Below are 22,307 nucleotides of genomic sequence, written 5' to 3' on the forward strand. Positions count from 1 at the left end.
TGACCTTCGTGCGCTTTCGGCATCCTGCGTTTGCGCTCCCCTTGGTGCGCAGGTGGTCTTCGCCGGCGCGGGCGGCTTCCGCTATGCCTTTGAGCTGTTCACTGATCGTTCCTCCGCGGCGACGCGCGGTGGCTCGACTAAATGGCCGGTAGTCAAAGCTGAATTCCGCAACGGCCTAATTTGCTCCACTGATGCGCCGCGGTTTTGCCGCGCCTCGTTCGCTTTGCCCAACTCTGTTCATATACCTTACGAGGTAACACAGATGTCATCTGTTCGTGGTTTGTGTCGCCACCGATCGGGGTATTCGAGCTAGCTCTGCCTATGGCTCGGGCTTCAGGGCGTCCGTCAAGGCCTGCTTGATGTGTTCGGCCTGTTCCTTCGTCAGCTTCTCGGCGAAGCGGCCGTCTTTCTTCAACTGCGCTGGCCCCTTGAGCTCTCGATCATAGACCATCCAGTCGGTGCTTCCTCTCCGAACGATAAACCTTGACGGTAGGGGCGCTGCGTATCTCAACGATACCTCCCAATGAATCCAGCTGGCCGTCTCCAAAAGACACATCCGGCGACAGCTTGTTCCTGAACCGGGACACTGAAATTCCCTGCGCCACCTAAAGAGCAAGGCTTATGCCGCAATACACCCGCCGCCGACCGGTCCGGAGAACCGGAGGCGGGCTCGACGTGGGCGACGCCGAGCATGATGACCGCGACAGGGAGAGCAACGAGCCGTTGGCGTCCGAATGCATCTGATCCGAGCATCGGGGTTGCGGTGACCATTCCGAAAAATTACGCCGCCGGGCCCGAAATGGTTTGTCCCGGCGGCGCCCTGTTCTTCCAGCCTCTGGGCCCTGAAATCCCCAGCGCCGAAAACCTACTAAAGATCACGCTGAACAACTGTGGCTTGGTTCACACAAAATTAAGAAGAAGAGCCGGCGCCAGGGCCCGCGCGGCCATGAATAGCACCGGCGCCTGCGGCAGCTGCGCCGAGCACCATGAGGGCTATCGTCATTGCCCGCACTACTGTGTGCAACGCATGTGCAAGACGAAACTTTGAAACCGGCTTGGAGGCTGTATTTCTGGCTTCAGTATCTGAATTTGTTTGGTGAGCGCGGAGGGACTCGAACCCTCGACCCCATGATTAAAAGTCACGTGCTCTACCGCCTGAGCTACGCGCTCACTCACCTGAACAGCGGATCCGGACGTCAGCGGATTAACCCGCATCTCGGGATCGTGCTCCAGCCCGCGCTGTGTAGGGGGCAGGGCCCATCGGGTCAATAGCCGAGGGGCGGTCAATTGTGCACCGCTGCGCCGGATTTGCCGTTCCGGCGCCTGCGGTTAGGGCCGTTTCTTGAAGTCGGCTAGATCCGCCGCTAGTTGTCACGGCGGATTTCCGAGCCGACCGGCTGCGACGGGGCGGCGACCGAGGGCAGGCTGACCGGGCGCAACCCGATCAGTTCCGCGGTGCGGATCGCGCTGTTGCGCCAGAATGCGAACTCGTTGATCCGCGAATTCTCCAGGATCGCGATGGAGACCGCCGCCAGGAATGGCAGGCTCTGCAGCACCAGGACGCCGGCGAAGATGTAGATCTCGCGCACCTGCTTGTAGCCATTGGTGACGACCAGCACGACGGCGCCGATCAGCAGCAACACGCCGATCACGGCTTCCCAGAACGCCTGAAACTCGATCGACATCCGCGACAGGCCGCCCTTGGAGGTGCGGGCGAACGCGAGATGCTCGGTGATCAGGCCCTGCGCCACCGCGCGCGACACCGTCCACTGCACGCTCATCGCCGCGATCATGGCCCCGAGCATCTGCCCGGCCTTGATGTTCACGCGCAGCCGGTAGAGCGCGACGAAATGCACCAGCGAGACGATGAAGGATGCGATGATCGGCAGCGTCAAAATCTTGTCGGGGATCGCGATGTCGGCGAAGGCGACGATCGGCACCCAGATCAGATTGAGGATCGCCACCACGACGCCGAGGCTCTCGGCCCCGAGCCAGTTGAGCCAGCCCAGCGAGAACTCGCGGCGCTGATCAGGCGTCAGCCGGCTGGCGCCGGGCAGGAAGCGCCGCCAGTGCTTCTTGACAATCTGGAAGCCGCCATAGGCCCAGCGATGGCGCTGCTTCTTGAAGGCCTCGTAGGTGTCGGGCAGCAGGCCTTCGCCGTAACGAACATTGGTGTAGTGCGTGAGCCAGCCCTGCTGCTGGATCGAGAGGCCGAGATCGGTGTCCTCGCAGATCGTGTCAGAGGACCAGCCGCCGGCCTTGTCCATCGCGGCGCGGCGGATCAGGCACATCGTGCCGTGCACGATGATGGCGTTGAACTCGTTGCGCTGGACCATGCCGATGTCGAAGAACCCGGCATATTCGCCGTTCATGATGTAGTGCATCAGCGAGCGATCGCCGTCGCGATGCTCCTGCGGCGCCTGCACGAGGCCGACGCGCGGATCGGCGAACGCCGGCACGAGATCCTTCAGCCAGTCCGGATGCACGACATAGTCGGCATCGATGATGCCGATGATCTCGGCATCCGCCGCGGTGCGGTCCATCGCGATGCGCAGCGCGCCGGCCTTGAAGCCCTGCACCTTCTCGGCATTGATGAACTTGAAGCGCTCGCCGAGCAGCCGGCAGTGGTCCTGGATCGGCCGCCAGAAGTCGGGATCGGGCGTGTTGTTGATGATGCAGACGCACTCGAAGTTCGGATAGTCGAGCCGCGACACCGCATCGAGCGTCTGCTTCAGCATCTCGACCGGCTCGAAATAGGCCGGGATGTGGATCGAGACCTTCGGAAACTTCACGTTCTCGCCGATCGTGGCGGGCGCAAGCGGCGCGCTCTTGCCGATCAGCCGGCGCGGGCCGCGGCCGAACGCCACCGCCGCGATCTCCTCGATCCGCGCCATCGCGATCAGGACCAGCGGAGCCAGCAGCACCAGGCCGAGGCTGAGCGCGAAGGCCGAACCCCAGACGAAGTAGTGCGTGGTCCAGTAGGAGAACACCGTCGCGACCCACGCGCCGACGCCGTTGGCGGCCGCCGACAGCAGCAGCGCCTGCATCACGGTCGGCTGGTCCAACCGCAGGATCGGCAGCGACATGAACAGTCCGACCAGCACGGCGACCAGCGCGATCTTCCAGTAGTTCGGATCGGTAACCGGACCGGTCCAGGCGAACTTCGGCTCGCGGTCGGCATTGAGGATGCCCCAGTAGGGTCCGACGCCGCCTTCGAAGAACTTCCACGGCTGATCGATCGCCTCGACGATGTTGTAGTCCATGCCGATGGCTTCGGCGCGGGTGACGAAGTTGCGCAGCACGGTGGCCTGCTGGAACGGGCCGGGAACGGCGCTGCGCAGATTGTAGCCCTGGCTCGGCCAGCCGAATTCGGCGATCAGGATGCGTTTGCCGGGGAAGGAGTCGCGCAACAAATTGTAGCGGTCGACCGCCTGGTCCACCGCCTGCTTGTCGGTGAAGTTTTCCCAGTAGGGCAGCACGTGCGCGGCGACGAAGTCGGACGAGTTGGCAAGCTGCGGGTGGTCGCGCCAGATGTTCCAGATTTCACCGGTCGTGACGGGAACGTTGACCGACTTCTTGACCCGCTGGATCACCTTGATCAGCCGGTGCACGTTGTTTTCGGCGACTGCCCACTTGATCGCTTCAGCGCGCTTGCTCAAGCCACTGCTGCCGCTTTCATCCGGCTGCATTTCCGCGTCGTGAAGGCGCTGCGCTTCCTCGCGAAGGATGCGCTCGGACTCCTCGGGCGGCACGCCGATCTCCGGAACCGAGCCAAGGTTTTCCAGCGGCACCTGTTCGCCGCGGAACACGGTTTCGTTGCCGACCACGATGCCGATGACGTTGCTGTTGCGCTTGGCCAGGTTGATCGCGGCTTCGATCTCGCGGTTGTTGCGGTTGGCGTCCTTGTCGATCCACGCGCCAACCGTGACCTTCATGCCGAACTCGGCGGCAACCGGCGGCACCAGCTCGTTGCCTTCCGTCGACGAATAGAGGCGGACCGCTTTGGTGAGCGTGGAGAGCTTCTTCAGGTCGGTGCGCACCTTCTCGGTGTCGGCGGCAACGTCAGCGACCGTGTGAGCCGACTCGAACGGGGCGTAGGACAGGCTCGGCAGCGTGCCACGGAAATCGGGCGCCGACTGCTTCTCCTGGAAGAGACCCCACATGGCGGCGTGGGCGGCGGTGACAAGCAACAGGACGGCGACGACGGCGCGCATCGCGGTTAAACCATACGGGGCCTGAGATTGAGGACTAAGCGAACCCGTCCCCTGGGTTCGACCAATTCGACGGCGGAGGGAAAGATATCTCCGCCATCCGATTTAACAACTGGTGTGCCGCGATGGCGTTTTAAGGGCGCAAGCCGTTCCAGCCGCGAAAAAAATCGCGGCCGGACCCGGTCGCGGGATACGACTATTTCGACGCCGGCGCAGGTGATGCCGACGGGCTCGGTGCAGGCGAGGGCGACGCTGCCGGTGCCGGTGCGGCGGTGCCGGCCGTCGCCGGCGCCGGGGTCGGAGCCGCGGCGGCCGCCGCGGCCTGGGGTTGCGCGCCCGGGTTGATCCAGCAGGCGTGGATGCGGCCGTCGAGGCTGCCGCGGACCTTGTCGTCGATCTGGGCGCCGAACCGGGTCAGGCAGCGGAACGCCGCCTGGACGTGGCCGCCGGGGCAGCCGAACCGATCGTAGAGGTCGAGATGGCGGAACGCGGTGTCGAGGTCGTCGTTCCACATTAGGCGGACGACGCGCCGGCCGAGCCAGACGCATTCCGGGTTGCCGGCCGGGCCGTTGATCGCCTGCTGGGCCTCGACGAATTCCTCGACCTTGCGCTGGTTGGCCTCCCGCGCCGCATTGGCGTTCGCGTCGGCCTGTCCAGGCTGCTGCTTGGCCTGGTCGGGCGGATTGGGCGTGCCGCTCTGGGCGAAAGCGCCGCCGGCCCCGGTCAGGAGCGCAAGGCATGTGACAAGGCCGGTTACGGCAAGGTGGCGCAAAGCAGTGTTCTTCAACTCAAGCAGCCGTCGACGCATGTATTCCCCGATAATGTTCCTGCCCCCGCGGGATCATCCTAACGGCTCGCGTGATGCCGTCCAAATAGGTCTCCAGTGCGGCGGAGACTCTGGCGGAATCCCATGACTGGAATTTGGTATTTTGTCCAGCAAACTCACAACTTTATCGACCCAGCGCAAAACTGTCGCAGGACAACCATGGTATTGACCTAATCCCGCTCTTGGCAGATGGGCTGTGACCGGCTAATTCGACGGTCCCCCGGAGGATGGAACCGATTTCGCTTCGTACGCCGCTGGCGCTTCTCCTGATCTCGCTCGCCGTGATTGCATCCGTGTGGTGGTGGCTCGCCACGCCGATTACGCTCGTGCGCGCGCCGATCGATCCTGCTGCAAAGCTGCAATGCGTGTCCTACACGCCGTTTCGCGGCGCGCAGACGCCGTTGGATCCCACCACGCAGATTCCAGTCGAGCAGATCGAGCAGGATCTGACCGATCTCGCCAAGGTCACCGACTGCGTGCGTACCTATTCGATCGAGAACGGCCTCGACCAGGTCCCCGGCGTTGCGGCCAAGGCCGGGCTGAAGGTGATGCAGGGCATCTGGCTCAGCAGCAACCGCTTCAAGAATTTGCAGCAGATCGCGATCGCGGTCCGGCTCGCCAAGGAGTATCCCGGCGTCGTCACCTCGCTGATCGTCGGCAACGAGGTGCTGCTGCGCGGCGAGATGACCGCCAACGATCTTGCCGGCAACATCCGCGCGGTGAAGGCGGCGGCGGGCAATCTTCCCGTCACCTATGCCGACGTCTGGGAATACTGGGTGAAGAACCGCGAGATTTATGACGCGGTCGATTTCGTCACCATTCACATCCTGCCGTATTGGGAGGACATCCCGGTCAAGGCGAAGTACGCCGCGGCGCATGTCGACGATATCCGCAAGCGGATGGCGGTGACATTCCCCGGCAAGGAGATCCTGATCGGCGAGACCGGCTGGCCGAGCCAGGGGCGGATGCGGGAGGGCGCATTGCCGTCGCGCACCAACCAGGCGCGGGTGGTGTCCGAGATCCTCGACCTCGCCAAGCGCGAGGGCTTTCGGGTCAACCTGATCGAGGCCTACGACCAGCCCTGGAAGCGCAAGCTCGAGGGCACGGTCGGCGGCAATTGGGGCCTGTTCGATTCGGTCAAGCGGCAGGTGAAATATCCGCCCGGCGTTGCTATCACGAACTATCCGGACTGGAAGCTGCAGATGGCGGGCGGCATGGCGCTGTCCGTCGCCACCTTCCTCGCGGCCTGGCTGACGCTGCGCCGCCGGCCCTGGACGCCGCGGCCGTCGGCCTGGATCGCGGTCGCCATTTCGGCGACGACGGCGGGGGCGCTGCTCGGGATTGCCGGCGACAAGATGTATTACGAGAGCTACGGCGTCGGCGGCTGGCTGCATTGGGGCGTGCTGCTCGCGGCGGGCATTGCCGCGCCACTGCTGACGGCGCATGCGCTGATCGCCGGGCGATCGCTGCCGACCTTCCTGGAGCTGGTCGGGCCGCGCGACTATCGCGGCAAGGGCGTGATCGGCGCGGTGCTGGCGATTGTGCTGATCATCACCACGGTGATTGCTGCCGAAACTGCGCTCGGCTTCACCTTCGATCCGCGCTACCGCGATTTCCCGTATGCCTCGCTGACCATGGCGGTGGTGCCATTCGCGCTGCTGACCATGCTCAATCGCCCGAAGGAAGGCATCCGGCCGCTCGCGGAATCCGTATTCGCCGGCCTGTTGGCGATTGCCGCCCTCTACACGGTCTACAATGAGGGTACGATCAACTGGCAGTCGGACTGGACCTGCGTGATGTACCTTTTGCTTGCCGCTACGCTGTGGCGGGCGCGGGCCGCGCAAAACCCAGGATAAACAGCCCGATCGCAAGCCCCGACAGCACGACGTTGTAGAGCACGATCCCGAGCCCCGCAGCGATCAAGCCGACGGTGAGCAGCACGATCGACGGCCGCGTCAGGTTGAGCACCGCGATTACCAGCGCGGTGATCCCGAACACCGAGTTCTTGAACAGTACGGTCGACAGCGCGCGAGCCTTGCAGAGCATGGTCTGCGTGCCGGCGTCGCAGGCCAGCGCAACGGGAGAGAACTCGATTGCTAGATAGCGCACGTAGAGCGCGTAGCCGACGGTGACGAAGCCCACGACCATCAGGAACTGGACCTGATACGGGGAGAGGCGGAACGGAGGTTTTGTCATCGCGGCACTATGGTCGGGATCGGGTTGCGGGACAAGCTCGGTCGGAGCATCGAAATCGGTTGAAAATCCGGCCGCAATCCCTTGGCTGACATGATTATTGGCTGTTCCGCCGGAACATCGAGGAGATCGTGGTCGGCTCCGGCTTTTTGTCCTCGGCGACCGGCTGCGGCAATGGCGGTGGTGCGACGGCGCGCTTCGGCACGGCCCGCCGATGCGATGGCGCCGGCTTGGCTCCGGCGGGCGGCTCGTTGAGGGCCAGCCGCTGTCCGTCATAGATCGCCGTCTCGCAGGTCCGCTGCACCAGGCTGAGGCCCGCGCAGATCCTGGCGGCGGTGCCGGCGTCGTTCAGCGGTCCCGCCACCAGGCGCAACTGCATGCCGAGCCCGTTGCTGTTCTCCTTGATCACGATGATCGGCCGCAGCGCCGCCAGCGGCGCGTTGGCCTTCGACTTCAATAGGCCGCGCCACAGCGCGCGCAGACCATTGACCGAATTGGCCGTGCCGAGATCGACGCCGAACTCGGTGCGGTGGATCTGTGCCTGCGGCGCATCGTCCTCGGAGTCCGGATCCGCTGTGATCACCAGCGGAGGGATCGGTGCGGCGGTGACATCGTTGGCGGTCGGCGGCTTGACCGCTTCGGTTGCCTTGTTCGCCGCAGGATCGAGCGATGCCAGGACCGGCTTGTCGGCAGGCGGCTTGTCCGCGATCGGCGCCGGCGCAGCGGGTCCATCCTCGGCGCTGGCCGCCGCGGCGCTCATCGGACTGGCGATCGATGCGGCGGACGCGGAATTCGGCGGCGAATTGTCGGAGGCTGGCCGCTTCTCTGCGGCGGCCTGCGGCTTGGCGGCCGCGAGTGCCGGTTTCTTGTCGGCCGTTGCCGGCTTTTCGGCCGCCGCAACCGGCATCTCGAGCGGCCCAGTCGCCTTGCTGTCGCCGGCTGCGGGCAGCTTGTCGATCGCCGCCGGCTTGTCCAATGCGACCGGCGTCGTCGTTGCGACAGCGGCAACGGTTGGCGCGGAGGCTGCGGGGGACGAGCTGGCGGTTGCGGGCGAGGCACCGGACGCCGCCGCCAAGGGCGATGGTGCCGCCGCTGGTGCCGGCGGCTGCCTGGCGATCGCGCCGGTCACGGAGTCGAGACCCTGCTCCAGCGTGGTGACGCGCGAATACAGCCGGTCGCGGTCGCCGTTGAGCGTATCGATCGCGGACGCCAGCCGGCGCGTCTCGTTGTGGCTCTCCTTCGCCAGCGTCTGCAACTGCTGGGCCTGTCGTGCAATGTCCGCGGCGGCGACCTGGTCGCGCCGCAGCGTCAGCGCCGACTGGTTGGCCATCACCGCGACGGTGACGGCGCCGACCGCGGCAACGCCCCACGAGCCGAGCCGCCACAGCATGCGGCGATCCAGAGCTTCCTCCTCGGCCAAAAAGCCGGTGGTGCTCTCGCTGTCGAATTCCGCCGCCAGATTGTCGCGATCTTTGGCCAAAGCCCGCTTGGCCCTCCTCAAGGCCCGCCGAATCACGAGGCAAAGATTAACAGGAAATGGACCGGGAACTTGAATCCGGAGCGCTACGGAGGCGAATCGGTTTCTTCTGCCGGGGAAAACAATTAAAGACGGCCTCGAAGAAAGCTTTGCGCAGCGAACTGCGCGCGACATCGAGGATTGCGAATGACTGCGCGAACGAGCCTGACAGTGGTGCTTGCGGCTGGCGAGGGCACGCGGATGCGCTCGTCGCTGCCGAAGGTGCTGCACCCGGTGGCCGGGCAGCCGCTGCTGGCGCACGTGCTCGACGCCGCGGCCTCCGGCGAGGGATCGCAGCTGGCGGTCGTGATCGGCCCGGACCATGAGGCGGTCGCCGCCGAAGCGCGGCGGGTGCGGCCCGACGCGCAGACCTTCGTGCAGCGCGAACGGCTCGGCACCGCGCATGCGGTGCTGGCGGCGCGCGAGGCGATCGCCCGCGGCGCCGACGACCTCTTGATCGCATTCGGCGATACGCCGCTGATCTCGGCCGAGACCTTTGCCCGTATGCGCGCGCCGCTGCGCGGCGGCGCGGCCCTTGCGGTGCTCGGCTTCCGTGCCGCCGACCCGACCGGCTACGGCCGGCTGGTGGTCGAGAACGGCAAGCTGGTTGCGATCCGCGAGCAGGCCGATGCCAGTGCCGAAGAGCGCAAGATCACGCTGTGCAATGCCGGCGTGATGGCGTTCGACGGCAAGAAGGCGCTCGCGATCATCGAGAAGATCGGCAACGCCAACGCCAAGGGCGAATATTATCTGACCGATGCCGTCGGCATCGTCAGGGAACTCGGACTGGAGGCCGTCGTGATCGAGACCAGCGAAGACGAAGTGCGCGGCATCAACACCAAGGCGCAGCTCGCCGAGGCCGAGGCCGTGATGCAGGCGCGGCTGCGCAAGCAGGCGCTCGAGGCCGGCGTGACCCTGATCGCGCCGGAGACGATCTATCTCGCCGCCGACACCAAATTCGGCAAGGACGTCACGATCGAGCCATTCGTGGTGATCGGTCCCGGCGTGTCGATCGACGACGGCGCCGTGATCCATTCCTTCTCGCACATCACCCAGTCCACGCTCGGCAAGAAGGTGGAGCTCGGACCCTACGCGCGGCTGCGGCCCGGCACTTCGCTCGGCGACGGCGTGAAGATCGGCAATTTCGTCGAGACCAAGGGTTCGAGGCTGGAGGCCGGCGTCAAGGTCAACCATCTCTCCTATGTCGGCGACGCCCATGTCGGTGCCAATTCCAACCTCGGTGCCGGCACCATCACCTGCAACTATGACGGCTTCCTCAAGCACAAGACGCTGATCGGCGAGGGCGCCTTCATCGGCACCAATACGTCGCTGGTCGCGCCGGTCACGATCGGCAAGGGCGCCTATATCGGCTCGGGCTCGGTGATCACCAAGGATGTTCCCGACGATGCGATGGCGCTCGAGCGCAGCGAGCAGTCCATCCGCGAAGGCGGCGCCGCGCGCTACCGCACGGCGAAGCTGAAGGAGAAGGCCGCGAAGGGGAAGTGACCTTCTCGCGACGTGATTCCGAGTCTCCACGAAGTTGTCGTCCCTGCGAAAGCAGGGACCCATACTCCGCGGCCGGCGTTGTGAACGGGACTCGTCGTTCCAGCATCGTGAAACAATAACCATCGGCGGTTATGGGTCCCTGCTTTCGCAGGGACGACACCGAATAGGTGGAACGGTCAGTGAGACATACGTCTGCGTCCCCCGTGCCCCGGTTCATGCCGCATTCTTCGCCTGGCCCTGATCGTCGAGGTTCTGCTGGACAGGTCCGAGCAGGATGCGCCGCTGCATCTCGTCAAAGGCGAGGTTTGCGTTCTTCTCCTGTGTGACCAGCGACAGCAGGATCGCGACCGCAAAGGATAGCGGCATGCTGATGATCGCGGGATTGCGCAGCGACACGAACCACCATTGATGCTCGACCGCGGCGAGCGGCTTGCCGAGAATGTCGACCTGGATGGTCGGGGACAGATAGATCAGCACCAGCGAGCTCAGTGTGCCGACGAGGATGCTCGCCACGGCAGCAGGCGTCGTGAAGCGGCGCCAGGTGATGGCGAGCACCAGCGAAGGGAAGTTGGCGGCGCAGGCGATCGAGAACGCAAGTCCCGCCATGAAGGCAACGTTCTGGCCTTCGAACGCGATGCCCAGACCGATGGCGAGGATGGAAATCAGGACGGTCGCGACCCGCGCGACCTTGAGCTGCTCGGCTTCCGAAGCGGTGCCGCTCCTGATCACATTGGTCCAGACGTCGTGGCAGAGCGTGGCGACGCCCGACAGCGTCAGCCCCGCGACGACGGCAAGCATGGTCGCGAACGCGACCGCGCAGATGAAGCCGAAGAACGCGTTGCCGCCGACGGTGAGTGCGAGCAGGGGCGCCGCCATGTTGCCGCCGCCGCCGGCCTTGGCCACCGCCTCGGCGCCGACCAGCACCATGGCGCCGAAGCCGATGATGAAGACCATGAGATGAAAGACGCCGATCAGGCCGGTGGCATAGAGGATCGACAGCCGTGCGGCTTTGGAATCCTTCACCGTCTAGGCCCGCATCAGCACATGCGGCATCGCGGCGGTTCCGAACATCAGTCCGAGCCCGAGCGAGATGGCATCCCATTGACCCGAGACCACCTTCGATCCCGGCTGCAGCACCTTGGTGCCGTATTTCTCGGACGCCGCGGCGAACAGCTTCAGCGGGTTCATGTCGAAATGGGTCAACACGAGGAGGGCGAGCAGGATGCCGCCGCCCATCAGCAGCACAGCCTTGACCACCTGCACCCAGGTCGTCGCCAACATGCCGCCGAACAGCACATAGACCAGCATCACGCTGCCGACGACGATGACCGACCAGGTGTAGGGCAGGCCGAACAGCAGTTTGATCAGCGATCCTGTCGCGACCATCTGGGCGATCAGGTAGAACAGGATCACGGCAAGTGTACCGATGGCGCCGGCGAGGCGCACCGGGCGCTGGCGCAGGCGATAGGCCACGACGTCGGCGAAGGTGAAACGGCCGACATTGCGCAATGGTTCGACGATCAGGAACAGAATGATCGGCCAGCCGACCAGCCACCCGATCGAATAGATCATGCCGTCGAAGCCGTTCGAGGTGACGATGCCGGCAATTCCGAGCAGGGCCGCGGCGCTCAGGAAGTCTCCCGCGAGTGCCCAGCCGTTCTGCCACGGCGTGACCTGGCCGCCGGCGGCAAAGAAGTGCTCGGTGGTGCGCGTGCGCCGCGCAGCCCAATAGGTGATCGCCAGCGTCAACGCCATGAAGGCGAAGAAGAACCCGATCGAAAGCGTGCTGCTGCCCATTTGCCTGTCCCCCTAGCGAAGCTCGCGAACGCCTGCGTCGAACACCCGGTTCGCCCACAGCACGTAGACCAGGCAGAGCACGAAGGAAGAGATGATGACGAGCGGGCCGAGCACGATGCAAAGCGACAGGCCGGGCATCAGGATGGTGCCGAGCAGCGGCTTGTCGAACGCGAAAAGCCCCATGAAGCCGAAATAGATCGCGATCATCGCGACGCTCAGAACGAGCGCGACGGTCAGCCGCTTCTTGGCCAGTTTCTTGGCCAGTTGCTCGGCCGCTTTCTTGGCCAATGCGCCGCCGCTCTGCGCCGGATCGGCATTGCCGGGAATAACCACGTTCATATCGGCCCCCTCAAAACTTCAGCGCGCTCTGCTTGCGCCAATCGGACGAGCTTCAGCCGGGGTCTGACGGAAGGGAACTATGGATTTTTGCAATCTGCTGTGCGCGGCTGCGGCACGACATCGGCCAGCGTGACCTGCATGTCGGGATCCTGCTTCAGGGTATTTTTCAGGAAGGCGCGGACGGCGCGGATGCGCGGGGCGAATTGCAGGTCGCTATGGACGTTGAGCCAGACCTCGCGAACGGTGCCGGCGAGAGTGGGCAGCACGGGTATCAGGTCGGGCCGGTCCCTGGTGGCAAAGCTCGGCAGCATCACGATGCCGAGGCCGCCCGCCGCGGCGTTCATCTGCGCGATCATGCTGTTGGAGTGGAAGGCGATTTTCGGCTCTTCGATGACGTCGGCGAGCCAGCGCACCGAATCGACCTGGATCAGGTCCTCGATATAGGACACGAACCAATGATCCTGCAGGTCGCGCAGGCTTGCGGGCATCCCATGGTTGTCGAGATAGTCCTGGCTCGCGAATAGCCCGAGCCGAAACTTGCCGATGCGCTCCGAGATCAGGCCGGGACCAGGTGGTCGGAAGAAGGACACGAACAGATCGGCCTCGCGCTTATGGACGTAGACCGTCTGGGCGGACGTGACGAGTTCGACGCTGAGCTGTGGCGCGGTGCGTCGCAGCCTGGCAAAGCGTTGCGCCAGATAGAGCGAGGCGATCCCCTCCATGGTGGCGAGCCGCACGGTCCCGACGAGCTCCTGGGTGTCGCTGGCGCTGGCCTCCTCGCGAATGGCGATCACCGCGCTCTCGACCCGCTCGGCATGACGCAACAGCCGCTCGCCGACCTCGTTGAGCTTGAGCCCGGTGCGGTGACGTTCGAACACCGCCACCCCGAGGGAAGCTTCCATCTGGGCGATGCGCCGGCTGACGGTGGAATGGTCGAGCCGCAGCCGCTTTGCTGTTTGGCTCAAATTCCCGGCGCGGGCGGCGCAGAGAAATACCCGCAGATCGTCCCAGTTGATCGTGTCGAACATCACCTGCCTCCCGGTTGCGGCCGTTGAAATTGCGGCCCTTGTCAGCAAAGCAATTCCCGTTCCAGCGCGTGGCGGTTCCGATCCTTCGCAAGCGACCTTGCGACAATTCCCATGCACGCCGGCAAGGCAGGGATGATACCGCTTCGCTCCCCTCATCCTAGCCGGGATTTTCGACATGCTCCCTCGTTTCAAGGCTGCTGCCGTCCACGCCGCGCCCGTCTTCCTCGACAGCTGGGCGACCACCGAAAAGGCGATCGCCATCATTCGCGAGGCGGCGAGGGCCGGCGCCGAGCTGATCGCGTTTCCCGAGACCTATATTCCCGCCTTTCCGGTCTGGGCCGCGCTGTGGCCTCCGATCGACAACCACGATCTGTTCGTGCGCATGGCGGAGCAATCGGTGCTGGCGGACGGACCGGAAGTGGCGCGGCTGTGCGCCGAGGCGCGCGCCCTCGGCGTCACCGTCTCGATCGGCATCAGCGAGCGCTCGGCCGTCAGCGTCGGGGGGCTGTGGAACTCGAACCTGCTGATCGGCGAGACCGGAGAAATTCTCATCCATCACCGCAAGCTGGTTCCGACCTTCTATGAGAAGCTGGTGTGGTCGTCCGGCGATGGTGCGGGCCTTAAGGTCGCGGAGACGCGGCAGGGCCGGATCGGCGGGTTGATTTGCGGCGAGAATACCAATCCATTGGCCCGCTTCGCGCTGATGGCGCAGGGCGAGCAGGTGCACATTTCGAGCTGGCCGCCGATGTGGCCCACCCGGCGCCCGGCAGGCGGCGGCAATTTCGACAACGTGGCCGCCAACCGCATCCGGGCCAGCGCCCACTGCTTCGAAGCCAAGGTATTCGGGATCGTCACCGCCGGCTACATGGACCAGGCGATGCGCGCCTTCCTCATCGAACGCGATCGAACGATCGCCGACGTGATCGACCAGACGCCACGTGCGGCGAGCTTCTTCGTCGATCCGACGGGCAGCGTCTTCGGCGATGCATTGCAGGACGAGGAGGGGATCGCCTACGCGGAGATCGATCTCAATCGCTGCGTCGAGCCGAAACAGTTTCATGACGTGGTCGGCTACTACAACCGCTTCGACATCTTTGGCGTGACGGTCGACCGCAGCCGGCTGACCCCGGCGCGATTCCGCGATGCAGATCAACCGATAGCGGATACGCAAAACGCGGCAATTCTGTCGATCGACGCCGACGCGGGTTTGAACGGGCAGGGGCGCGACTGCCGGAGCTGACGAAGAGCTGGTGCGGCCTCATACAATCCTTCGTCCGCTTGCGGGATCCGATGCGAACATCGAAGTCCGGCATTCTCGATAGCCCGTAAACCTGCACCGTTGCCAACGCGGGAATGTATGGCTACGCTTTACCCCGGGTAGGCTGCCAAACGCTTCTTCGATCGGCCGGACGCTCATGCCAAAATTCCTTCGCATCGGAGTCCATCAGTCGAACGTTTCCGGATACACGTCGAAGGCATGGTGCATTCGACGGGCCGGCTCGATGGTTTTCCTGAAGTGGGGCGCCGTGCAGGTTGATGGCGCGGGCGACGGGCGAAAGGTCTACTGGACGTTTCCACCGCAGGAGAAAACCATTCGCTGCCGCACGGTGCAGCGCGCTCAGGACTACACCAAGGCTGCCATCGCGCGGCGACGCAGCCATCGCTATGAACCGCTGGCTGGGAATATCGCGAACCGGCGCCGAACCGCCGATCGGGACTCGCAGCTCAAGCAGGCGCTCGCCACCATCCTCTATGTCGATATCGTCCGATCCACCGAAAAGGCCGCGCGGCTCGGCGACACGCGCTGGGCGACGGTGATGAATCACTACTACGTCGCTGTGCGCAGGGAGCTGAAGGCCTTGCGGGGGAAGGAAGTCGTGACGACGGGGGACGGGGTGCTGGCGACGTTCCGCGCGCCGGCAGCCGGGATCCGTTGTGCGACCGCGATCCGCGAGTCCGTGCGCACACTGGGGCTGGAGATCAGGGTTGGACTGCACGCTGGCGAATACCAGGTGAGTGGGGCGGAGGTGATAGGTCTTGCGTTTCACATCGGCGCGCGCGTCGCAGCGAAAGCGCGGGCCGGCGAAGTGCTGGTCTCGAGCGCCGTCAAGGACCTGATGTCAAAGTCCGAAATCCGCTTCAAGGACCGCGGCGCGCACCAGCTCAAAGGCGTGCCGGAGCGATGGCGGCTCTACCGGGTTGAGCATTAGGGCGTCCGGCAAGGATCGACGTCGGCGTTGCATCGCACTTTCCCGGATCGTGCTCTAGCTTTTGCGGGTCGAGATGTTCTCTCGAATCCGTTCCAGCCAGCCGATGATGGCGCCGAGCGCCTGATCGCCCTTGCCGAGAAGTCCCGCCAGCTCGCGCTCGGCACTGCCGCGCCGCGTGGAATCGGGCTCGGGCAGTGGCGGGAGGATGTGGGCGTAGTAGGTCTTGTCGAGCAGCCGGTGCAGCAGGCGTTCGCCCGGGAACGGTTCGTTGTTGTTCAAGGCACGGGCGCCCTTCAGGATGGTCCGGATATCATATTGCGTGGGGCTGATGTCCGGCACCTGCTTGGCGAGTTTGAGCAGCGTGTACACCGCGACCCGCGCGGTGCGGACCGAGCTGTCCATCGTGAAGATGATGTCGTTCGATGTTTCCACGAACTGGCCCATCAGGCCCAGATTGGTGCAGCCCGCGGGGACGGGATGCGGCCGGTCGCCCGCCGCGCGGGGCATGAACATCGCGGTGATGTAGGGCATCAAGGCGAGGCGGGCCTTGGTGTTCGCCACCACCGCATCCAGCTTGTCCTCGATGCCGAGGTGGTAGCAGAGCTCCGCCAGGATCTCGCGGCCGGTGCAGGCCGGCATCGGCTTCTTGACGTAGTTGCCCTCCTTGTCCATCAGCAATGCATAGACCCAGACCACCAGGACGTCCTTCGGCTGGGTCGGAAAGTGCGGCTGCCGGTTGCAGGTGAAGCTGAGCACCCAATCGGAGTCGGTGAAGGTGATGATCCCGCCGGTGACCGTCTTGCCGGAATAGGGATCGTTGACTGAAAGCTCCTTCAGCCGGTCGACGAAGGGCGACGGCTTGCAGGTGAGCGTGACCGACTCCCACATCGACTTGTCGACATTGCCGTAGAACTTCTCGGGCTTGCCGAAGATCGGCGATTTCTTCGCCAGGTTCGTCCACAGCGTCCAGTCGCTGGCTTGACCCGGATCATGCTTGCCGCGCTGAAGAACCGGAGCGTGGTCCATGTCGCCATAGGCGGTGCCCTCGGTCATCGATCCCGTAAGCGCGAAGACCAGGTCTTTCGGACCGACCGGAATGGTGGTGTCGGCGCCGCCCACCTTGGCGTGAATCGCGGTGACCGTGCGGGCATCGCCGTCGGCCTTGATGTCGAGATCGTGGGCGCGGGTATCGAACTGCACCTTGACGCCGCGCTCGCGCAGATGCGTCACCAGCGGACGGACGAAGCTGTCGAACTGGTTGTATTTCGGAAATACCAGCGCCGACATGTCGCTCAGCCCGTCGATCGCATCGAGGAAGCGATGCATGTAGAGCTTCATTTCGAGCAGGCTCTGCCAGTTCTCGAAGGCGAACATCGAGCGCCAGAGGAACCAGAAGTTGGTCTCAAGGAAGCCCGGGCTGAAGTACTGCTCGATGGTGATGTCGTCGAGATCCTCCTTGCGCTTAAGCAGCAGGCGGATCAATTCCCATTGCTGCGGCTTCGACAGGCCGAGCGTCGAGAAGTCGCGGATCTGGCCGCGCTTGTGCATCAGCCGCGCCTTGGAGAAGTTCGGATCGTTGTCGTTGACGAGCCGGTATTCGTCGAGAACGCTGTAACCCTCGGGCAATTCCAGCGCCTGGACGTCCTGGAACATGTCCCAGAGATTGTCGTAGTTCCAGTTCATCTCGCGACCGCCGCGAATGATGTAGCCGTTCTCGGGATCACCGGCGCCGTCGAGCGAGCCGCCCTCGATGTGCATGGTGTCGAGAATGGTGATGTCGTCGCCCTTAATGCCGCCGTCGCGGATCATGTAGAAGGCCGCGGCCAGTCCCGCGATGCCGCTGCCGATGATCCAGGCCTTGCGGGCTTCGACCGGCTGAATCGACACGGGACGGTTGCGCATGTAAGCGCCCATCATGTCCGGCGGCGGCAACGTGTTGTGGCTCCCGTTGTGCCAATAGCGCCTGGACGCGTCGGTTTCGACCTCGAAGGTGGGCGTGCCGGAAGCTGCGACATCAGTCATTGGCGACCTTTCTGCGTGATTGGCTTTCGCGATCTCCGTGGGGCCGATGTTGGCAGTTCGCCATGTCATTTTCTGGCCCGGGCCCGGTTGCGGCGAAGATGTCGCGGCGCGACCGGCGATGCTTCGTTAAGGGAGGGTGTCGCGGAGCCGGCAAATTTTCAGTGATTTGGGGAGGTCGACCGGATCGCCGCGCGCCGGTCCGGGATCGCAGGTGCGTCTCTACCGCGCGCCGAGGATGCGCTGTCATGGCGTGCCGCCGAGCACCTTCTGGGAGCGCCGACTACCTCCGGCGTCGGCTGGCCTCGCCGAAAGGCGTTAATGACGTATTGATACGGTTAACGGCGTTTGCCGTCTGCGGTTTCATCGCTCTTAGGAGGCGGCGAGGCAAAACACGTCATGCGCAAACATGCTGCGACCGCTTTGATTGGAGTCTTTTGCAGCCTGGTGACGTACTTCAGCGCCGCACGACTCTGCCAATGGGCCGAGACCGGACAGCTGGCGGTGCTGTCCCGGAAGACACACGACCAACCTGAGTTCGTTTCCTGGGGCGACGATCGGCTCAGCTTCGTGCTGCTGTTCGCGCTCAATCTGTTATTCCTCAAGAACGGACTGCACGGCATGCTGGTTACCTGCCGCGACGTCTGGCTGCGTGGCCGAGGATGGGAACCGTGAGCGCGCGGCTGATCGCTGGATTGATCAAGGTGCTGCTCGGAGGTCTGCTCACGGCCGGTCCGCCGCTCGTGTCGGTCGCGCGCGGCAACGAAACTTCGAGCGTCAGTGCACGACGCGAGGCGCTTCGCGAATGGAGCAGCCTTGCCAATGGACGCACGGATTTTGAAATTTCCGATCCGGCCCTGGTGCCAAGGATGCTCGCGCTTGCGGCCGAGCAATCCGGCTGCAAATACATGGATGACATCGAAAAGTTGCCGGTTCGCTTCATGAAAGTGGCCGGGCACCGTCTCGCGCTGATGTTCTGTCGGCTTTCGGTGACCGGATCGCATCGCGCGTTCGATCTTTCCGACGTCAGCAGACCAAAGCCAATGGAGTTTCCGTACGTCGCGCTGAACGGCTTCGGTACGACGGACACTCCGGGTTTCATCACATGGAGGGAGGAGGCCGGCTTGTTTCAGGCCGAAACCGGATCGGACCTGTGTCCCAGCCGACACCTGCGGCATGTCTATCGGCTGGACGTGACCAATCGCGAAAGCTTTGTCGTGGTTCGCGTCGAGGTCAGCGCGCCTGCGTGCGGCGCGGGTCAAGAATGGACCACGATTTGGGAGGCGAAACCGTGGCCAGCGCCGGCGGATCCCCGCTGACGCGCTCTTGCCAAAATGGTTAGCCCCGATTAACCAGCCTTTCGCATCAACCTTGCCGTTTAAGACTGTCGCAATCGGCAATAATTATTGAGTATCTTGCGGCCGGCGATTCCCGTTAAGGGACCGTGTCGCCGCTTTGGCAAATTTTCGGCGATTTTTGGGGACATTGAACCGCATGTGCGGCATCGTCGGCATTCTTGGACGCGCTCCGGTCGCGGAGCAATTGGTGGATTCGCTCAAGCGGCTGGAATATCGCGGCTATGATTCCGCGGGTGTCGCCACGCTGGAGAATGGCGGCCTGGCGCGGCGCCGCGCCGAGGGCAAGCTGAAGAACCTCGAAGCCCGGCTCGAGGCCAAGCCGCTCGGCGGCCACACCGGCATCGGCCACACCCGCTGGGCCACGCACGGCCGGCCGACCGAGAACAACGCGCATCCGCACGCCACCGAACGCGTCGCCGTGGTGCATAACGGCATCATCGAGAATTTCCGCGAGCTGCGCGAGGAGCTCGAGGCCAAGGGCGCGGCGTTCTCGACCGAGACCGACACCGAGGTCGTGGTGCATCTGGTCGACAACCTGCTCAAGGGCGGCGTCAAGCCGATCGAGGCGGTGAGGGCGGTGCTGTCGCAGCTGCGCGGCGCGTTCGCGCTCGGCTTCATCTTCGCCGGCGAGGACGATTTGATGATCGGCGCGCGCAACGGCCCGCCGCTCGCGGTCGGCCATGGCGAGGGCGAGATGTATCTCGGCTCCGATGCGATCGCGCTCGGGCCGTTCACCGACACGATCAGCTATCTCGAGGACGGCGACTGGGTGGTGCTGAACCGCAAGGGCGCCACGATCTTCGACAAGGACAACGCCATCGTCCACCGCGAGGCGATCAAGCACACGACGGCGACGGCGCTGGTCGACAAGGCGAACTACCGCCACTTCATGGCGAAGGAGATCCACGAGCAGCCGGAAGTGGTCGGACACACGCTCGCGCGTTACGTCGACATGGCGACCGAGCGCGTCACCATGCCGGTGAAACTGCCGTTCGACTTCAAGGATATCCAGCGCATCTCGATCACGGCCTGCGGCACCGCGAGCTATGCCGGCTTCGTCGCGAAATACTGGCTGGAGCGGCTGGCGCGGCTGCCGGTCGAGCTCGATGTCGCCTCCGAATTCCGCTACCGCGAGGCACCGCTGCGCAAGGGCGATCTTGCGGTCTTCATCTCGCAGTCGGGCGAGACCGCCGACACGCTGGCGGCGCTGCGCTACGCCAAGGCGCAGGGCGCGCACACGCTCTCGGTTGTCAACGTGCCGACCTCGACGATCGCGCGCGAGAGCGAGACCGTGCTGCAGACGCTCGCCGGCCCCGAGATCGGCGTCGCCTCGACCAAGGCGTTCACCTGCCAGCTGATGGTGCTGGCCTCGCTCGCGGTCGCCGCCGGCAAGGCGCGCGGCGAGCTGTCCGATGCCGACGAGGCCAAGCTGGTGCATGGCCTGGTCGAGATCCCGCGCCTGATGTCGGAAGCGCTCACCACCGAAGTGCAGATCGAGAAGCTGGCGCGCGAGATCTCGAAGTCGCGCGACGTGCTCTATCTCGGCCGCGGCACCAGCTATCCGCTGGCGCTGGAAGGCGCGCTGAAGCTGAAGGAAATTTCCTACATCCACGCCGAGGGCTATGCCGCCGGTGAGCTCAAGCACGGGCCGATCGCGCTGATCGACGAGCACATGCCCGTCGTGGTGATCGCGCCCTACGACAAGGTGTTCGAGAAGACCGTCTCCAACATGCAGGAGGTCGCCGCCCGCGGCGGCAAGATCATCCTGATGACCGACGCCAAGGGCGCGGCGGAAGCGACGATCCAGTCACTGGTGACGATCGTGATGCCGGATATGGGGGCGACCTTCGCGCCGATCGTCTACGCCGTTCCGGTGCAGCTGCTCGCCTATCATACCGCTGTCGTGATGGGCACCGACGTCGATCAGCCCCGGAATCTGGCCAAATCGGTCACGGTCGAATAGTCGCAAGCCGCGGCTTCACGCGGCCCTTCAAAAAGCTGCTAGAATGGCTTAGCTGGGTGTGGACTACGGCCGCTCCGACGCCGCTTCGACGACCTTGGAACCGCAATGACCTCCAACCAAGTGCCTCCCGCCTCGACCGGTGAATTGCCCCCGGATGCCCCGCGCGGGCTGATGGCGCGGTTTCGCAACTATTTCCTCACCGGCCTCGTGGTGGCCGGGCCGGTTGCGATCACCCTGTATTTGACCTGGTGGTTCGTGAACTGGGTCGACAATCTGGTCCGCCCGTTCGTGCCCACGGCCTACCGGCCGGAAACCTATCTGCCGTTCGGACTGCCGGGTTCCGGCCTGATCGTCGCGGTCATCGCGCTGACGCTGCTCGGCTTCCTCACCGCCAACCTGATCGGGCGAACCCTGGTCGATCTCGGCGAACGGCTGCTTGGCCGCATCCCTGCGGTGCGCGCGATCTATCGCGGCCTGAAGCAGGTGTTCGAAACGCTGTTCTCCGGCAACGGCTCGAGCTTCCGCCGCGTCGGCCTCGTCGAGTTTCCCTCGCCCGGTATGTGGTCGATCGTGCTGATCTCGCAGGCGCCGAGCACCGAGCTCGCCGCCAGCTTCCCCGGAGAGGAGGAGCATATTTCGGTGTTCCTGCCGTGCGCGCCGAACCCGACCACCGGCTTCTTCTTCTATGTGCCGAAGAGCAAGATCATCGAGATCGAGATGAGCACCGAGGATGCCGCGACGCTGATCATGTCGGCCGGCGTGGTGCAGCCCGGCGCCAACGACCAGAAGCGCACCGCGGCGCTCGCCGGCATGGCCAATGCCGCGCGCATCGCCAGCCAGGCCTCGACCAACCACGCCTCGCTGCAGCCGGCCACACAGCCCGCGCCGGCGAAGGTGGAGTAGGGGGCCCAGCTCCATCCCCGTCATTGCGAGCGAAGCGAAGCAATCCATGGCTCCGCACATGCGGAACGATGGATTGCTTCGCTTCGCTCGCAATGACGGCGGGAAGGGCGGTGAGCACACCTAAATCAGCGTGTCGTAGAGGTCGTTCCAATCTGGATTCTGCTCCTCGATCAACGTGATCTTTTTCGCGCGACTGCCGGCCTTGATTTGTTTTTCCCGAGTGATCGCGTCGTACATTGTTTCGTGCAATTCGTACCAGACTAGGATCTTGCAACCGTATTTCGCCGAGAAGCCCTTCACGAGCCCTTCGCGGTGGTGGAAGGCTCGGCTCGGAAGATCCGAGGTGACGCCAGTGTACAGGGTCCCATGACGCCTGCTGGCGAAGATGTATACGCACGGTTGCTTCATGGTACTCTTCCAACCATTAGGTTACATCGT

18 protein-coding genes, 1 tRNA gene and 1 pseudogene are annotated in these 22,307 nt (G+C 64.4%); 9 read left to right on the forward strand and 11 right to left on the reverse strand.

The window, feature by feature from the left end:
• Positions 1 to 319 precede the first annotated feature (319 nt).
• Positions 320 to 451 (reverse strand): hypothetical protein, encoded by a 132-nt coding sequence (locus QJT82_RS17120; RefSeq protein WP_259243485.1) that lies wholly within the window; start codon positions 449 to 451, stop codon positions 320 to 322.
• 240 nt (positions 452 to 691) lie between these two features.
• Here QJT82_RS17120 and QJT82_RS17125 point away from each other — a divergent pair, with 240 nt between their 5' ends.
• Positions 692 to 1,048: a hypothetical protein gene (locus QJT82_RS17125; RefSeq protein WP_155258491.1), complete on the forward strand. Its 357-nt coding sequence runs from the start codon at positions 692 to 694 to the stop codon at positions 1,046 to 1,048.
• Between the two features lie 46 nt (positions 1,049 to 1,094).
• Here QJT82_RS17125 and QJT82_RS17130 read toward each other — a convergent pair.
• The 3 genes from QJT82_RS17130 to QJT82_RS17140 all read right to left on the reverse strand — a co-directional run bounded on the left by QJT82_RS17130 (position 1,095) and on the right by QJT82_RS17140 (position 5,019).
• A tRNA-Lys gene (locus QJT82_RS17130) sits at positions 1,095 to 1,170 on the reverse strand.
• A 194-nt stretch (positions 1,171 to 1,364) separates the two neighbouring features.
• Positions 1,365 to 4,214 (reverse strand): glycosyltransferase, encoded by a 2,850-nt coding sequence (locus QJT82_RS17135; protein ID WP_028340719.1) that lies wholly within the window; start codon positions 4,212 to 4,214, stop codon positions 1,365 to 1,367.
• Positions 4,215 to 4,407: 193 nt separating this feature from the next.
• Complete coding sequence (locus QJT82_RS17140) at positions 4,408 to 5,019, reverse strand: hypothetical protein (protein ID WP_028340718.1); 612 nt, start codon at positions 5,017 to 5,019, stop codon at positions 4,408 to 4,410.
• A gap of 245 nt (positions 5,020 to 5,264) precedes the next feature.
• Between QJT82_RS17140 and QJT82_RS17145 the strand changes: the two genes are divergently transcribed.
• On the forward strand, positions 5,265 to 6,893 hold the full coding sequence (locus QJT82_RS17145) for a beta-1,6-glucan synthase (protein WP_028340717.1): 1,629 nt from the start codon (positions 5,265 to 5,267) through the stop codon (positions 6,891 to 6,893).
• Here the strand turns inward: QJT82_RS17145 and QJT82_RS17150 are convergent.
• Positions 6,853 to 7,233 (reverse strand): hypothetical protein, encoded by a 381-nt coding sequence (locus tag QJT82_RS17150; protein ID WP_018271584.1) that lies wholly within the window; start codon positions 7,231 to 7,233, stop codon positions 6,853 to 6,855. The genes QJT82_RS17145 and QJT82_RS17150 overlap by 41 nt on opposite strands.
• Before the next feature lie 94 nt (positions 7,234 to 7,327).
• Entirely contained in the window at positions 7,328 to 8,710 is a 1,383-nt protein-coding gene (locus QJT82_RS17155; protein WP_028340716.1) for a hypothetical protein, read from the reverse strand.
• Between the two features lie 183 nt (positions 8,711 to 8,893).
• Between QJT82_RS17155 and glmU the strand changes: the two genes are divergently transcribed.
• Positions 8,894 to 10,252, forward strand: coding sequence for a bifunctional UDP-N-acetylglucosamine diphosphorylase/glucosamine-1-phosphate N-acetyltransferase GlmU (gene glmU, locus QJT82_RS17160; protein ID WP_028340715.1), 1,359 nt, complete (start codon positions 8,894 to 8,896; stop codon positions 10,250 to 10,252).
• Positions 10,253 to 10,465: 213 nt separating this feature from the next.
• On the opposite strand, the pseudogene QJT82_RS17165 reads toward glmU, so the two are convergent.
• The 3 genes and pseudogenes from QJT82_RS17165 to QJT82_RS17175 form a co-directional block, all read right to left on the reverse strand.
• Positions 10,466 to 12,049, reverse strand: a pseudogene (locus QJT82_RS17165) (cation acetate symporter).
• Between the two features lie 12 nt (positions 12,050 to 12,061).
• Positions 12,062 to 12,388, reverse strand: a complete 327-nt coding sequence (locus QJT82_RS17170; RefSeq protein WP_080686748.1) for a DUF485 domain-containing protein — start codon at positions 12,386 to 12,388, stop codon at positions 12,062 to 12,064.
• A 77-nt stretch (positions 12,389 to 12,465) separates the two neighbouring features.
• Positions 12,466 to 13,416 carry a LysR family transcriptional regulator gene (locus QJT82_RS17175; RefSeq protein WP_028340713.1) on the reverse strand — a complete coding sequence of 317 codons (951 nt, stop codon included), beginning with the start codon at positions 13,414 to 13,416 and terminating at the stop codon, positions 12,466 to 12,468.
• A gap of 175 nt (positions 13,417 to 13,591) precedes the next feature.
• Between QJT82_RS17175 and QJT82_RS17180 the strand changes: the two genes are divergently transcribed.
• Together QJT82_RS17180 and QJT82_RS17185 are read left to right on the forward strand one after the other, a co-directional pair.
• Positions 13,592 to 14,656: a carbon-nitrogen hydrolase family protein gene (locus QJT82_RS17180; RefSeq protein ID WP_028340712.1), complete on the forward strand. Its 1,065-nt coding sequence runs from the start codon at positions 13,592 to 13,594 to the stop codon at positions 14,654 to 14,656.
• A 175-nt stretch (positions 14,657 to 14,831) separates the two neighbouring features.
• Positions 14,832 to 15,626: an adenylate/guanylate cyclase domain-containing protein gene (locus QJT82_RS17185; RefSeq protein WP_028340711.1), complete on the forward strand. Its 795-nt coding sequence runs from the start codon at positions 14,832 to 14,834 to the stop codon at positions 15,624 to 15,626.
• Between the two features lie 54 nt (positions 15,627 to 15,680).
• Here the strand turns inward: QJT82_RS17185 and QJT82_RS17190 are convergent, their stop codons facing one another.
• Positions 15,681 to 17,648 (reverse strand): oleate hydratase, encoded by a 1,968-nt coding sequence (locus QJT82_RS17190; protein ID WP_028340710.1) that lies wholly within the window; start codon positions 17,646 to 17,648, stop codon positions 15,681 to 15,683.
• A 396-nt stretch (positions 17,649 to 18,044) separates the two neighbouring features.
• On the opposite strand from QJT82_RS17190, the gene QJT82_RS17195 reads away from it, so the two are divergent.
• The 4 genes from QJT82_RS17195 to QJT82_RS17210 all read left to right on the forward strand — a co-directional run bounded on the left by QJT82_RS17195 (position 18,045) and on the right by QJT82_RS17210 (position 21,869).
• A complete protein-coding gene (locus QJT82_RS17195) occupies positions 18,045 to 18,320 on the forward strand; it encodes a hypothetical protein (RefSeq protein WP_028340709.1) in 276 nt (91 codons plus the stop codon).
• On the forward strand, positions 18,317 to 18,964 hold the full coding sequence (locus QJT82_RS17200) for a hypothetical protein (protein ID WP_155258490.1): 648 nt from the start codon (positions 18,317 to 18,319) through the stop codon (positions 18,962 to 18,964). The genes QJT82_RS17195 and QJT82_RS17200 overlap by 4 nt, the downstream gene beginning before the upstream one ends.
• Before the next feature lie 175 nt (positions 18,965 to 19,139).
• Complete coding sequence (glmS, locus tag QJT82_RS17205) at positions 19,140 to 20,966, forward strand: glutamine--fructose-6-phosphate transaminase (isomerizing) (protein ID WP_028340707.1); 1,827 nt, start codon at positions 19,140 to 19,142, stop codon at positions 20,964 to 20,966.
• Positions 20,967 to 21,071: 105 nt separating this feature from the next.
• The gene (locus QJT82_RS17210; RefSeq protein WP_028340706.1) at positions 21,072 to 21,869 is read left to right on the forward strand and encodes a DUF502 domain-containing protein; all 798 of its coding nucleotides are present in this window, start codon (positions 21,072 to 21,074) and stop codon (positions 21,867 to 21,869) included.
• 120 nt (positions 21,870 to 21,989) lie between these two features.
• Here the strand turns inward: QJT82_RS17210 and QJT82_RS17215 are convergent, their stop codons facing one another.
• On the reverse strand, positions 21,990 to 22,277 hold the full coding sequence (locus QJT82_RS17215; protein WP_028340705.1) for a GIY-YIG nuclease family protein: 288 nt from the start codon (positions 22,275 to 22,277) through the stop codon (positions 21,990 to 21,992).
• Between the last annotated feature and the right edge of the window lie 30 nt (positions 22,278 to 22,307).

It is taken from the genome of Bradyrhizobium sp. Mp19 (assembly GCF_029952935.1).
Taxonomy (GTDB): domain Bacteria; phylum Pseudomonadota; class Alphaproteobacteria; order Rhizobiales; family Xanthobacteraceae; genus Bradyrhizobium; species Bradyrhizobium elkanii.